Annotated in this window: 10 protein-coding genes and 1 pseudogene; 7 read left to right on the top strand and 4 right to left on the bottom strand. The window is 72.7% G+C overall.

Going from position 1 to position 13,794, the window contains the following annotated elements; all coding sequences use genetic code 11:
• Window positions 1–161, top strand: a pseudogene (locus tag ABZ070_RS29315) (RNA polymerase subunit sigma-70); the annotation flags it as partial.
• A gap of 8 nt (window positions 162–169) precedes the next feature.
• Window positions 170–1,615 carry a zf-HC2 domain-containing protein gene (locus tag ABZ070_RS29310; protein WP_356638357.1) on the top strand — a complete coding sequence of 482 codons (1,446 nt, stop codon included), beginning with the start codon at window positions 170–172 and terminating at the stop codon, window positions 1,613–1,615.
• Here the strand turns inward: ABZ070_RS29310 and ABZ070_RS29305 are convergent.
• Window positions 1,602–2,939 carry an MFS transporter gene (locus tag ABZ070_RS29305; RefSeq protein ID WP_356638355.1) on the bottom strand — a complete coding sequence of 446 codons (1,338 nt, stop codon included), beginning with the start codon at window positions 2,937–2,939 and terminating at the stop codon, window positions 1,602–1,604. The genes ABZ070_RS29310 and ABZ070_RS29305 overlap by 14 nt on opposite strands.
• A gap of 55 nt (window positions 2,940–2,994) precedes the next feature.
• Here ABZ070_RS29305 and ABZ070_RS29300 point away from each other — a divergent pair, with 55 nt between their 5' ends.
• Window positions 2,995–3,987 carry a winged helix-turn-helix domain-containing protein gene (locus ABZ070_RS29300; RefSeq protein WP_356638354.1) on the top strand — a complete coding sequence of 331 codons (993 nt, stop codon included), beginning with the start codon at window positions 2,995–2,997 and terminating at the stop codon, window positions 3,985–3,987.
• Between the two features lie 18 nt (window positions 3,988–4,005).
• Here ABZ070_RS29300 and ABZ070_RS29295 read toward each other — a convergent pair whose 3' ends face one another.
• The gene (locus ABZ070_RS29295; RefSeq protein WP_356638353.1) at window positions 4,006–4,311 is read right to left on the bottom strand and encodes a trypco2 family protein; all 306 of its coding nucleotides are present in this window, start codon (window positions 4,309–4,311) and stop codon (window positions 4,006–4,008) included.
• A gap of 35 nt (window positions 4,312–4,346) precedes the next feature.
• Here ABZ070_RS29295 and ABZ070_RS29290 point away from each other — a divergent pair, with 35 nt between their 5' ends.
• From ABZ070_RS29290 to ABZ070_RS29280, 3 genes are all read left to right on the top strand, one after another.
• The gene (locus ABZ070_RS29290) at window positions 4,347–8,120 is read left to right on the top strand and encodes a tetratricopeptide repeat protein (protein ID WP_356638352.1); all 3,774 of its coding nucleotides are present in this window, start codon (window positions 4,347–4,349) and stop codon (window positions 8,118–8,120) included.
• Between the two features lie 307 nt (window positions 8,121–8,427).
• Window positions 8,428–9,549 carry a hypothetical protein gene (locus tag ABZ070_RS29285; RefSeq protein ID WP_356638351.1) on the top strand — a complete coding sequence of 374 codons (1,122 nt, stop codon included), beginning with the start codon at window positions 8,428–8,430 and terminating at the stop codon, window positions 9,547–9,549.
• 7 nt (window positions 9,550–9,556) lie between these two features.
• Entirely contained in the window at window positions 9,557–10,843 is a 1,287-nt protein-coding gene (locus ABZ070_RS29280) for an extracellular solute-binding protein (protein ID WP_356638350.1), read from the top strand.
• 55 nt (window positions 10,844–10,898) lie between these two features.
• Here ABZ070_RS29280 and purU read toward each other — a convergent pair whose 3' ends face one another.
• Both purU and ABZ070_RS29270 read right to left on the bottom strand, forming a co-directional pair.
• The gene (gene purU / locus ABZ070_RS29275) at window positions 10,899–11,750 is read right to left on the bottom strand and encodes a formyltetrahydrofolate deformylase (RefSeq protein ID WP_356638349.1); all 852 of its coding nucleotides are present in this window, start codon (window positions 11,748–11,750) and stop codon (window positions 10,899–10,901) included.
• 45 nt (window positions 11,751–11,795) lie between these two features.
• A complete protein-coding gene (locus ABZ070_RS29270) occupies window positions 11,796–12,242 on the bottom strand; it encodes a hypothetical protein (RefSeq protein ID WP_356638356.1) in 447 nt (148 codons plus the stop codon).
• A 172-nt stretch (window positions 12,243–12,414) separates the two neighbouring features.
• On the opposite strand from ABZ070_RS29270, the gene ABZ070_RS29265 reads away from it, so the two are divergent.
• Window positions 12,415–13,728, top strand: coding sequence for an ABC transporter substrate-binding protein (locus ABZ070_RS29265; protein ID WP_356638348.1), 1,314 nt, complete (start codon window positions 12,415–12,417; stop codon window positions 13,726–13,728).
• Window positions 13,729–13,794: the final 66 nt, after the last annotated feature.

Raw genomic sequence — 13,794 nt, 5'->3', positions numbered from 1 at the left:
CGTACTTCCAGCGCCGGGACTACCGGCAGACCGCGGCGGACCTCGGTGTCACGGAGGACGAGGCGAGGCGGCGGCTGCGCCTGGGCCTCCAGCTCCTGTCCACGGCGCACACCCGCGCACTGGAGGGCTCCTCCCCTCCCGGTTACGGACGCGCACTGTGAACGGGCCACTGGACGGCGGCGGCGACGACCGCGAGCGGGACGGCGACGAGGTGCGGGGTGTACCGCGCATACCGTCGCCGCGCTTCGCGGCCGACGACCTCCACCCGGACGCGTACCGCCCGAAGCGGCCGCCGCTCCCGAAGCGGAAGCCGCAGCCCGAGCGCGACACGCCGCCCGCGCACGGCACGCCGCCCGAGGCGGAGAGCGTGCCCGAAGCGGAGAGTGCACCCGAGGCGGCGGAGGCGGCCGACGACTCGCGCGTCGTCGACCCCGGCCCGGTCGACCCCGAGCCCGTCGAGCCCGTGCCCCTCGGCCCAGTGGCCCTCGACCCCGTGCCCGTCGAGGGCGCCTCCGTCGCGCCGCCGCACAGCGTGCTCAAGTCGCTGCTCGGCGCGTGGGCGTTGTCCGCCTGTTCCGCTGAGGAGACCGCCGCCGTCGAGGACCATCTCGGCGACTGCGCCCCGTGCGCGGAAGAGGCGCTGCGGCTGCGGGACGCCGTCGGACTGCTGCACACCGACCGTGACCTGGACCTCGACCCGCTGCTGCGCTTCCGTGTGCTGGAGAACTGCCTGGGCCGCAGGCCCGCCCGTATCCCCGTGCCCGACTGGGCCGACCCCTACGATGCGGAGACCGCCAGGCTGGACGCGCTGCTGCGGGACATAGGGGACTCGGAGTGGCACGCGCCGGTTCGGCTCAAGTGGTTCGAGGGCGAACGCCAGGTCAGCCGGCGCACGACCGTGGCCGGTGTGATCGGCCACCTCATGACCGTCGACGGCCTCGTCGCGACCGCGCTCGGGCTGAACGACCCGCTGGGCTCTCACGCGCCGTTGCTTCCGACGGAGCGGACGGAGTCCTTCTGGAGCACCGCGGACCTGCCGCCGACCGGCTCGATCCGGGAGCCGTGGCGGGACCAGAGCCACACCCTCGTCCGCACGGTGTCCTTCGCGGGGCGCGGCGTCGCCGAACTGTCTGTCTCCTACGGGTCGTTCGCCCTGCCGCTCCAGGACGCACTGCTCGACCGGGCCTTCGAGTGCTGGATCCACGCGGACGACATCGCCGGAGCGGTGGACTACCCGTACGCGCCGCCGAGCGGCGCCCATCTGAACCGGATGATCGATCTGGCGGCCAGACTGCTGCCCGCCGCACTCGCCGAGCGCAGGCGGGCCGGTCTCGCCGGGCCGCCGCAGCATCTGGTCACGGCCGGGGCGCCCGGGCGCTCGCTCCACCTGGAGGTGGAGGGGTCCGGCGGCGGGAGCTGGCACATCGCCCTGGATTCGCCGGCCGCCGTCGGCTCACCGGCCAGGTCGGTGGCGCAAGTGGCGCTGGACGGGGTCGAGTTCTGCAAGCTGGTCGCCGGTCATGTCTCCCCGGAGGAGGCCGCTGCCGGCCAGGACGGCGACCGGGAGGCGATCCGGGACGTGCTCTTCGCGGCGGCGGCCCTCAGCCGGCTGTAGGAGCACGGGGGTCCGTCCGGCCCTTCGGTGCGTGGTCGGCGGCGGGCGCCGGTGCCTCCTGGCCCGGCAGCTCCTGCCGCCGGCGCACCGGGGAGAGGAAGACGGGCAGGAAGGCGAGCGCCAGGCAGCCGGCGCCCGTCCACAGCGCGACGCGCAACCCCGCGAACTCGCCGATCAGGCCCGCCACGGCCGAGCCGACCGCGATCGCACCGGTGAGCATGAAGCGGAACGTGGCGTTCATCCGGCCGAGCAGCGGGTCGGGGGTCAGCCGCTGGCGAAGGCTGACGCCGAGGACGTTGTCGACGCCGATCTTGAACGTGTACAGCAGCCAGCCGGCCCCGGCGAGCCACAGCCAGGAGCCCCGGTCGATGAACGGCAGGAGCAGCGCGGCCGGCGCCATCCACAGGCCGGCGATACCGAGCGTGCGGCCGTGCCCGAGCCGCCGGGCGATACGGCGGGCACACCGCGCGCCGAGCAGGATGCCGACACCGCCGACCGCCCAGTACAGCCCCAGAACACCTGCGGAGAGGCCCAGTTCGCGGGTGAAGAGGATCGGCAGCAGTGTGTTGACGATCTGCGAGCCGAGGTTGGTGAGCGTGGCGGTGAGCGCGAGCGCCCGCAACTCCGCGTTGCCCCACACGTGCCGCACCCCCTCCCGTATCTGCGTCCCCAGCCGCGCGGCCGGGACCTTTGGAACGCGGTCGGGCGCGGCAGCCGTGCCGACGCCGGGGGCGGCCCGGGTGTCGCGGTCGCGACGGGCCGCCAGGCGCAGCGCCGACGCAAGGTAGAGCACGCCCACGCCGATCACCGCCACCGGGGCCGTGAACAGCTGCACGACGCCTCCGCCCGCGCCCCTGCCCGCCACGTTGCCCGCGGCCTGGAGGCTCACCACGGCCGCGTTCGCCGGCACCAGGGCCTCCCGGTCCACGAGCCGCGGCAGACAGCTCTGCGCGCCCACGTCGAAGAAGACCGTGGCGCAGCCGTTCAGCAGGACGACGGCGTAGAGCTGGCCCAGCGTGAGGACGTCCAGCGACCACGCCACGGGCACGGAGGCGAGGAGGCCGGCCCGCGCCAGGTCCGCCGCGATCAGCACCCGCCAATGGCGCATCCGGTCCACCCACGCCCCGGCGGGCAACCCGATGAGGAGGAACGCGGCCGTCGAGAGGCTGGCCAGCAGACCGATCTCGCCGGCGCTCGCGTCGAGCGCGGTGACGGCGATCAACGGGACAGCGATGTAGCCGATGTTCGAGGCGAGTTGGCTGAACGCGGTGGCCATGAAGAGCGCACGGAAGTCACGGGACCGCCAGGGACTGTGGTGTGGCATGGCCCGTACGCTGCCCGGAAGCGGGATCGCGTTCCAATGATTTAGCCTCAGCCGAATGGTGCAGGACAGACCACCCGAGCACGGCACGCTCGAAATCGGCTTCACGGCCGAGGACGTGGCCCGTACACGCTTCGCCGTCTCCCCGCTGTGGGAGGTCGTCGCCAGCGTGCGGGTGCTCAAGGGCGCCGACGGGCTCGGTATGCACCGGCGGTGGACCGAGCAGGTACGGCCGCTGATCGCCGCCGCGAAACTCGACCTCGCACCGCTGTCCTCGCTGATCGCCGTGCCCACCCCCGGCATCCCGGGCTTCCTCGCCCCGCCGCCGACCACCCCGCAGCCCTCGCTCGAGGTGGAGCTGGCAGCGCTGCGGTCCACACCGCGCCACCTGCTGCGTACGACGACGACGGAGGTCCGGCAGGGCGTCGCCGCGCTCCGCGCGGACCCGGACCGCGGGCTCGGGCGTCTCACAGAGGTGATCGCCGCCTACTGGGAGGTGGCGATCGCGCCCCACTGGCCGCGGATCCTCACCCTCGTCGAGGGCGACATCCTCTACCGGGCCAAGCGTTTCGCGGAGGGCGGCGCGCGGCGCCTTTTCGACGACCTCGACCCTCAACTCGCCTGGGACTCGGGCACCTTGCAGCTGGTGCACCGCCGTGTGCGCGGTGCGCACACCCTGGGCGGCCGGGGGCTGCTGCTGGTGCCGTCGGTGTTCGTGTCGCCGCGCATCTTCTCCTATGTGCGCAGCGACGAACGGCAGCCCACGCTTCGCTATCCGCCGCGCGGTGTCGGCACGCTGTGGGAGCCGCGTGCCCAGCCGTACTCGGGCGCCCTCGCTGGTGTGCTGGGCCGCACCCGTGCGCTGCTCCTCGCGGAGCTGGCCGCCCCGGCGTCCACGACGGACCTGGCCCGCCGCACCGGCCTCTCGGCCGGGGGCGTCTCGCAGCAACTGACGGCTCTGCGTGCGGCAGGTCTGGTCACCGCCCACCGCACCGGGCGCGTGGTGCTCTACGCCCGTACGAGCGTCGCCGAGGCACTCGTCGCGGGCTGAATCCGCCTGCCCCTGGCGTCACTCCCCGCCGACGCTGTAGTTCGGGTCGCCGTTCTCCCGGTGCGGCTTGAGCTCGATCCGGATGGTGTGCGTGGTGTCGCGCGCCGCCGAGCCGCCGCCTCCCGCCGTGAGCACACCGATCCTCAGCTCGGCACGGCCACTGCCCTCGCGCCGCACCTGCACGGCGAACTCCAGCTGCACGTTCTCCACGCTGAACCGCAGATCGCGTCCCGCGCCTGCCCGCTGTGCGTTCTCGAGCTCGTCGCGGACCTGCCCGATGACCTCCGCCAGCCCCACGACCGCGGTTTCGTCACGCTCAGCCATCGCGTCCCCCGTCTCCCGTAGTTATCTTGAGCAGTATGAGCGAGCCGCTTCGCACATCCAACTTCACGGGCCATGAGGAGAGTTGGCGGCTGCGCCTGCTCCGGACGCAGGATCGTGCGGGCCGGCCGCTCGGTGCCGGGGTGCTGCTACCCGGCGGTCTGGTGCTCACCTGTGCTCATGTGGTCCTCTCCCGCCCCGACTCCTCGGGAATCCGTACCCCGCTGGAAGAGGTGTACGTCGATGTGCCGCGCGCGCCCGCGAGGGAGGCGGAGGAGCCGCTGCGGGCCAGGCTCCTGCGGGAGTATCTGGTCCCGCCCACGGGGCAGTTCGGCGGTGACCTCGCGCTGCTCAAGCTGGACCACGAGCCCGCGGTGCCGCATGCCGTCCTGCACCGCCAGATCCCGGCGCGCGGCGACATGGTGCACTTCACCGGGTATCCGGAGGACCTGCCCGGCGGTGAACACCTCGATGCCCGGCTGATGGGACGCGGCGGCCCCGCCCCGACGCCGGAGTGGGTGCAGCTCGACGCGCTGAACGCACCGTACGTGGTGCGGCGGGGCTACAGCGGCTGCGCCGTCGTGCACAGCCGTACGCGCCGGGTCATCGGCATCGTGGCGCACCAGTTCGGCACCCCGCAGGTCCGGGTGCGCCGGGACCACGCGTACATGATCCCGACCGAGACGGTGCTCAAGCATCTGCCGCTGGAACGCCTCGGGCTGACGGTGACGGGACAGCCTGCCGTGTCGCACGACGTCGCCGTCGCCCATCACAGGACCGCCTCCGGCCGCGTCCCCGGCCTGCACCAGCGGCTGACCCGATGGCTCGACGGCACCCCCGACACGGACCCGGTGGAGCCGGTGTTCGCGGGGGAGGGCGAGCACGACCTCCTGCACACCGTCAGATCGGTGCTCACCCTCGCCGACCGCGAACAGAGTCCCCCGGAGGGGGCGTCGGCACCGGGAAGCGATTCCGGCACACCGGGAGTGCCGGGCGGTCCGCAGGTGGGCAGCATCGACATCGCCGTCGACGCGACCAACCGGACGGCCGCCGAGCTGGCCCGGCACGCGGCTGACCGCATCGGCCTCGACCCGGTACCGGACGGGCCGGGCGGACCGGGCGGCGGCCCGAACGGCCACGGCACCCGGGCCGTCCCACACAGCCGGGACAGCCCAGAGACCCCAGAGACCCCAGTGGCCCCTGTGGCCCCCGACGCCGACGGTGGCGGCCCGGACGGCGGCCTTCTCACGCGGATCGCCGAGGAGAGTCCGCCGCTGATCGCCGCGTTCCTGTCCGTCGACCGGTCCGCGTCCACCGACGACGAGATCGTGCGGCTGCTCACCGCCCTGCTCGCCCGCGGCCAGAGCCGGCTCCTCCTCGTCTTCAGCGACCCCCGCTCGCCGCTGCTCGCCCGCGTACGCGACGAGCTGCTGGGCGTCGACTGGAGCGTTCGCCGTACCGAGCGGCTCGGCACGCGGGTGAGCCGGCTCGCCGAGACCGAGCAGCGACTGCGGCAGCTGTCCGGACGGCGTCCCGCCGCCCAGGCCCCCCGGCTGCGCCGGACGCTCGAGCAGATCGGCCCGGAAGGCCCGTTGCACGGCTCCGTCGACCAGGTGCGCGCCCTGTTCCGGTGCGCCGTCGACATCGAGGCCGCGCTGCTGGAGGCGGAGGCCGTGGAGCAGGAGCTCGCCGGTCCGGCCGGGCCCCGCGAGTTCGTCGTCGGCCCGCCGGGCGACGGGCTGACGGACCTGCCTGCCGTCGCCGTGCGCGACCCGGACGCGCTCGTCACCGAGCAGGCCGGAGACCGGCTCGCCGGCGGAGTGATGCTGCACCAGCAGTACGAGGTGGTGGGCCCCATCGGGCAGGGCAGCCACGGCAAGGTGTATTTGGCCCGCGACCTGCTGCTGGAGAACCGCCCCGTCGCCCTGAAGGGCATCCTGGACCCCGGCGATCCGGCCGCCGTGCTCCAGGCCCACCAGGAGCGTCTGCGGCTCGTCAGCCTCAACCACCCGTCGGTCATCCGCGTGGTCAACTACGCGCGCCACGAGCGGACGTCGTCCGAGTTCATCGTCATGGAGTTCGCCGACGGTGCGTCCCTGTCCTGGGTCGCGTCCCGCATCGCCCGGCACGTCGAGCCGTTCGCAGGACCACGGGTGCGCGAGTTCGTCGTCGCGTACGGCCTGCTGATCCTGGAAGCCTTCCACTACCTGCACGACAAGGAGAAACTCGTCTACGGCGACCTGTCGCTCACGAACGTCCTCCACTGCGGCACCGGCATCAAACTCATCGACGTCGCCGGCGTACGCGAGCCGGGCGCGCCGGGACCGGTGACCCACCGGCCGCCGGAGAGCATGAACACCGGCGGCCGGATGACCACCGCGGGCGACCTCTACACGGTCGGCGCCGTCCTCGGCGAGTTGGTCGCGAAGGACCCTTCACCACCGTCCGACCTCGGCACCGAGTCGCTGCAGCGGGCTTTGTCGCGCGCCACGGCCACCGACCCGAAGCGGCGATACGCCACCGCGCAGGAGATGGCGGTCCAGTTGCGCGGCGTGCTGCGCGAACTGCGGTCGCTGCGCCTGGACGAGGAGACGTTCGAGCCCTCCCCGCTCTTCGATTCGGCCGCCATTGCGCTGGACGGCCGGCTGGGCAGACCTCCGCCCCTGGAGCGCTGGGGGGCGGACGGCACGGCCGACCGGCTCGGCGCGCACGTACCGGAACCGTCGGAGGCGGCGGTGGCGCTTCCCGTACCGAAACCCGACGAGCTGGATCCCAACTGGAAGGAGCTCCAGCGCACCTCGCACGACGACCCGGCGGGGCTGCTCCAGCTCAGCAACGAGTGGCTGCCGTCGCCGGAACTGCATCTGCTGCGGTGCCGACTCCAGTTGGAGCTTGCCGGCACCCGCCGCCACAGCCGCGACGAGGCGCTGGTGACCGCCGCGGTGGAGCTCGAGCGGGCCGCGCGGCTGCTCGGCGAACGGGCCGGCTACGACTGGCGTCTCGACTGGCACCAGGGGCTGACCCAGCTCGCGCACGGCCGACTGCACAGGGCGCTGAACTGCTTCGACACGGTGTATGCGGCGATACCCGGCGAGTACGCGCCCAAGCTGGCCCTCGGCTATTGCCACGAAAAGCTCGCCGACGAGTGGCGGGCCGGCGGGCGGGCCGACGCACCGGAGGCCCCGGCGGCGCGTGAGGCGCACGAGCAGCAGGCCATGCTCTTCTACGACGCGGTGTGGCGGCGCAACCACGCGCTGGGCGCTGCCGCGTTCGGGCTTGCCCGTATTCATCTGGCCCGGCACAGCCCGGACCGCGCGCTGGCCTCCCTCGACGGTGTCCCGCCCGACTCCCGGCACCGCACCGCCGCACGGACGGCGATGGTCCGCATCCATGCCGGTGCCCCGACGGTCGCCTCCGCGATCCGGGCCCAGGCCGCCCTGCACCGGCTCACCGGCCAGGAGGGGCTCACGGACCGGCAGGCGCAGGAGCGGCTCACGGCGGAGCTGCGCGAGCAACTGCTGGAACTGGTGCGTTCGTCGGGCTCGGATCGGGTGCTCACCGAACTGCGCGCCGCGCTGCCGAAGACGATCCCGCTGCCCGCGACGGAACGGGAGCTGCGGGAGCAGCTCTCCGCGAGCTACCGCCAACTGGCCAAGCAGGTCCTCCGCAAAGATCTGCCCCACGGGGCGGCACTGGCCGAGGCACTGCTCGACAACGCATACAGCACCCGCCCCCTCGGCCTGCGCCACACCCGCCCGCGCGTGGGCCGCCGGGCGTGGTTGCGACGGCTGTCCCCCGGCGGCCGCGCATGATCGCCGGCGGGGGACTGCTCCCCCTCCCCTCCCCCTACGGCCTGACGGCCGTGGGGAGACCCCCACTTCCCGGAACCGGGCTCCGCCAGGACCCGTACCGCGCTGCGCGCGGTGTTCGGGGGTTCCTCCCTCCACGGGGAGTGCCCCAGCGGGGCTGCATTGCCGCGGAGCGGCACTTTCAGCCCGTCCGGCGATTGAGGACACCGCGCGGAGCGCGGTACCGGGTCCGGGCGGAGCCCGGTTTCGGGAAGGGGCGGGGTGGGGGAAGAGCCCCGCGGCAGGCGGCCCGCAACCCCGAGGAGGCCGGATGAGACGCGCCTGGCCGGCCGTGCAGCGGTGGGCCGTGACGCTGGGGCGGTACGCCGCCGGGGCGGGGCCCGCCCTGTGGGCGCGGGCCGTCGGGCGCGGGCCCGGGGGCCGCCGGGCCACGGCCGCGTTCCTGCGGCGGCGCATGCTGGTCCTGCCCGCTCTCGCGTTGCTCGCTCTCGCGCTCGCCGCCGCCGCCTACACCGATGTGCACGAACGCTCCGAGCGGCTGCGCCACCGGAGCGTTCCGGCGCTGGAGGGGCTCGCGCAGGCCCGGACATCGCTCGGACTGGCCCAGGCGCAGGCCGAGTTGCGGCTGCTGACCGCCCCGCACGCCGGCGAGGTCGAGCTGGGCGAGACGTACCGCTCGCGGATGACGGAAGCCGCCCAGAGCCTCAACCGTGTCGCCCAGGCCGATGCCCTGAGCAGAGCTCAGGAGCAGGAGCTGCGGGTGGTCTCGGGGCTGGTCGTCGCCTACGGGGACAAGATCGCCTGGGCGGACCGCAACCGGGACAGCGACGTGCTGCGCCGGGCGGGCGTCGAGTACGCCGAGGACCTGCTCAGCGGACCGGCGAGCACGAAGTCCGCCGTGCCGCGGGATCCGACGGCCGTGCTGGACCGCATCAGGAAGCTGGAGCTTCAGCTGCGGGACGAGAACGCCGACCTGGCGGCGTGGGGCCCGCTGACCCTGACGGCCGCGGGCGCCGCGCTGCTGACGACCGCGCTGTTCGGCTTCGTGACCGTCGGCACGGCGCTGTTCCTGCGGGACCGGTTGCGGCTGGTCAGCCTGCAGTTGGCGGCAGGCGCACTGCCGGTGCTGCTGACGCCGGTGCTGCTGGCGTTCGGCGGTGCGCAGGAGCACGACGCGCAGGAGAGCCTGCGGGCCGAGGTCGCCGCATTGCGCGAGGTCGACGCCGACCCGGGTGCTTCGACCAGGATCGAGGAAGCGACGGACACGGCGTACGCGCGGATGGACGCGGCGAATCCGGACGGCTGGTCCCTCACGGCGGGCATCGCCGTCCCCGTCGCCGGCATCGGCGCACTCGCCTGCGGCGTCACGCTCTTCCTCTACGGGAAGCCGTATCCGGCCGGCGTCACCCGGCGCAAGCGCACCGAGGCGTGAGGGAGTCATGAGGAGACGCAGGGGTTTGAGGGTGCTGCTCGCGGGGGTCCTGTTCGCCGTCTGGGCGCTCGCGGCAGGAGGCTGTTCCGGCTCGCCGGACGAGCGCACCCTGGTCGTGCTGGGGCCGTGGACGGACGGCGAGGAGAAGCCGTTCAAGGAAGCGCTGAAGGCCATGGAGAAGAAGACCGGCCACTCCTACGTCTACAAGGGCACCCGCTCCCTGCGGGAGACCCTCGTCGCCCAGCTCCAGGCCGGCGCACCGCCGGACGTGGCGATCCTCAACAGCCCGGGCGAACTCGTCGAGTACGTGAAGGCGGGGGACGTGCACTGGCTGCCGGAGCGCGTGGCGGGCGCCGCCGTCCCGCCCTGGGCACCCACGGTCACGGTCACCGGGCCGAACGGCGGGGCGCAGACCCGGGCCTACTGGGTGCCGATACGGGTGGACCTCAAGTCGCTGGTGTGGAGCCGTGCGGACGCGGACGCGGAGGACGCCGATCCGGTGTGGTGCCTGGGTATGGGCTCAGGGGCCACCTCGGGCTGGCCGGGCACCGACTGGCTCGAGGACCTGATCCTTCAACGCAGTGGCCCCGACGCGTACGAGGACTGGGCGACCGGAAGAACGGAGTGGAGGAAGACCGCGCCGCTGTGGCGGGAGTGGGGGCGGATGATGACGGCGGACGGCCGCTCGCCGGGCACGGAGGCGCTGGCGGACTTCGAGCTGCTCGACGACGGGCGTTACGGACTGCTGAACCGCGGCGACTGCACCCATGAGCACCAGGGCTCCTTCATCCGCAGGCACTACGGCGACGATGTGCTGCCCCGCCCGACATCCGAGTACCTCGACGGAGCGCGGAGCGCGGCGCAGGGCGGCGAGAACGCCTTCGAGGTGTCCGGTGACATGGCCGCGGTGTTCAGGGCGAGCGACGCCGCCTGGGACCTGCTCGGCAGGCTCACCTCCGAAGAGGCCCGCACGAGCTGGGCGAACGCGGCGCAGGCGGGCGAACGGCCGTTCTTCCCCGGCGGCACGACGTCCTCCGTCCCGCCGTCGCCCGGCACGCAGGGCGTGCAGGACCTCTTCGACTCGGCGGGACAGATCTGCTTCGACGCCTCCGACGCGATGCCGCCGACGCTGCGTGACGCGTTTCACAGGGCCGTGCTGGAGTTCGTGGGCGACCCCGGCAACGAGGCGCTGCTCACCCGGCTGCTCGAGCAGCTGGAGGCGGAACGCAAGCTGCAGGTCCTGGACAACAGCTTCGTTCTGGACGACCTGTGCGCCAACGCCGTCGGCGAGTAGGCCCTGTCCGGCGTATCAGGTGCGGACCCGGCCCGTCTTTATGGTGGGTGGGCCGTCAGGCGAAGACGACGGTACGGCGGCCGTTGAGCAGGATGCGGTGCTCGGCGTGCCACTTCACCGCGCGGGCCAGCGCCTGGCACTCCACGTCGCGGCCGACCGCCACCAGCTGCTCCGGGGTGACCTCGTGGCCGACGCGTTCGACCTCCTGCTCGATGATCGGGCCCTCGTCGAGGTCGGCCGTCACGTAGTGCGCGGTGGCGCCGATCAGCTTCACGCCGCGGGCGTGCGCCTGGTGGTACGGCTTGGCGCCCTTGAAGCTCGGCAGGAAGGAGTGGTGGATGTTGATGATCCTGCCGCTGAGCTGCTTGCAGAGGTCGTCGGAGAGCACCTGCATGTAGCGGGCGAGGACGACCAGCTCCACTTTCTCGGCCCGCACCAGCTCCAGCAGCTGCGCCTCGGCGGCGGCCTTGGTGTCCTTGGTGACCGGGATGTGGTGGAACGGGATGCCGTAGGAGCCGACCAGCTCGGCGAAGTCCGTGTGGTTGGAGACGACGGCCGCGATCTCGACGGGCAGTGCGCCGGTCCGTGACCGGAACAGCAGGTCGTTCAGGCAGTGCCCGAACCTGCTGACCATCAGGACGATCCGCATCCGCTCCTCGGCGAGGTGGATCTCCCAGTCCATCTGGAACGAGTCGCCGACGGCGGCGAAGCTCGCGCGCAGTTTGTCGACGGTCACCGGGGACTCCGCGGAGAAGTGGACCCGCATGAAGAAGAGACCCGTGTCACGGTCCCCGAACTGCTGACTGTCCTCGATGTTGCAGCCGGTGATGAAGAGATAGCTCGAGACGGCGTGCACAATGCCCTGCTTGTCCGGGCAGGAGAGCGTGAGGACGTACTGGTCGGTCATCCTCGTAGACTGCCACATCCGGCGGCGCGGCCCGGAGCTGGTCCGTCAGGCGGACCGCGTCATGATCCGCAGCACTTCCAGGGAGCGCGGCGTGACGTCGGGGTCCTCGCCGTCGTTCTCGGCCAGCCGGACGTGCGCCTCCCGCGCGGCCCGTACGGCCTCCGGCCAGCCGTGGTGCTCCATGTAGGCGGAGACGGGGGCGTCGGCGCCGACCTGGTGCATGATCCGCAGCACCCGCAGCACGGCGACGTCCACGAGGGCGGCCTCACCGGAGTCGCGGAAGATCGTCCCGACGTACTTCTCCGCGGACCAGTTGTCCAGCCAGGTGTCCTCGACCAGGCGGTACACGGCGTCGGTGACGTCGCCGTACCCCTCGCGCCCCACCAGCCAGAACTCCTGGTGGAAGACGGGGTCGGAAAGCATGTGCAGCGCCGAGCGCACGTTGCTGCGCCAGCGCCACCAGGGCATGTCGTTGAGCGGCATGCCGCCCATGGTGGAGGAGCGACGGCCGCGACGGGAAGGGTTGTCCGAACCTTGCTGCACGCCTTCGATCGTACGTTCCCTTCTCGTCCACCCGAACCCACCCCGGCAATTCACCTCACCGTCACCCCCCGTTGAACCATGCTCACTGAGTCGTTACCTGGACCCGGAAGCGTGCACAGTCATGACCGGTCGGCGCCGCTCCACCCTTCCCCGCCCCTCGACGACACTTCGCTTCCGTACCGCGTGTACGGCGGTGGCGGCGACGGGGGCGTCGCTGCTCGCCGGCTGCGGCGTACTCCCTGGAGACCCGGGGGGCTCCAGGGAGCCCGTCACCGTCATGACCTTCGCCCCCGAGGACACACAGGCGACCAACATGCCCGGCATGCCGGCGATGGCCAAGGCCTATGCCCGGTGGGCCGCCGCACGGGGCGGCATCGACGGCCACGAGCTGCGGGTCATCACCTGCAACGAGCAGAACAGGCCGCAGGGCGCGGCGTCTTGCGCCCGACGGGCCGTCAAGGAGGGCGCGGTCGCGGTCGTCGGTTCGTACAGTCAGCACGGCGACGCCTTCATGGCGCCGCTGGAGGCGGCGGGCATCCCCTTCATCGGCGGATACGGCATCTCCGAGGCCGAGTTCAGCAGTTACCTCTCCTATCCCGTCAACGGCGGCCAGGCCGCGCTGCTCGCCGGGAACGGCGAACAGCTCGCGGACGCCTGCGAGAAGGTCTCCCTCGTCCGGCCCGACAGCCTCGCCGGCGACGATCTGCCCGCGCTCCTCAACGCGGGCCTGGCTCGCGGCAAGAACCAGGAGTCGGCCGACATCCTCGCCGAGGAGGACGCCACCGACTACACCGAGCAGGCGCTGCTGGCGCGCAAGCGGGCGGCGCAGCCGACCTGGACGACGACGATGGCCGGCGGCGACCGGCCGGGCTGCGTGACGGCCGCTCTCGGCGACCGCACGGAAACCTTCTTCGACTCCTTCCGGCGGCTGCCCGACGACGGCCGGCAGGTGCGGATCTCCTCCGTCATGGGCAGCGTCGGCCAACCCCTCGTCGACCGCACCGGCGGCCGCAACGGCCCCTACGAGGGCGCCTACATCACCGGCTGGTACCCGGACGCGGGCGACACCCGCTGGGGCCCGATGCGCGACGTCATCAATGACCACGCGTTCGGCGACAACAGCGTCGATCCGGCCGACGCGGGTGTGCAGACGACCTGGATCGCGTACACCGTGCTGGACAAGGTCATCCGCTCGCTCGACACCGACCGCGTCACGTCCGGCAAGATCTCGCACGCCCTCGACCAGGGCGTGGAGGTGTCGACCGGCAATCTGACACCTCCACTGCGCTGGGGCTACGAGGACATGCTCGGCGCGTCCGGCTACCCGCGGATCGTCAACAGCAGCGTGACCTTCCAGGTGGTGCGAGGCGGCCGGCTGACGGAGCAGCGCAAGGACTTCGTGGACGTCGGACGGACCCTTATGGACGCGTCTTGAGGCCTCGCCGGGAGCCCCGGGCCGGTTCCGAAGGGCACCGGCCCCGGGCCGCCGGGCACAGCAGGT

This window comes from Streptomyces sp. NPDC006283 (genome assembly GCF_040613325.1).
Taxonomy (GTDB): domain Bacteria; phylum Actinomycetota; class Actinomycetes; order Streptomycetales; family Streptomycetaceae; genus Streptomyces.
The sequence above is the reverse complement of the archived record's forward strand: the minus strand, read 5'-3'. Positions and strand labels throughout refer to the sequence as shown.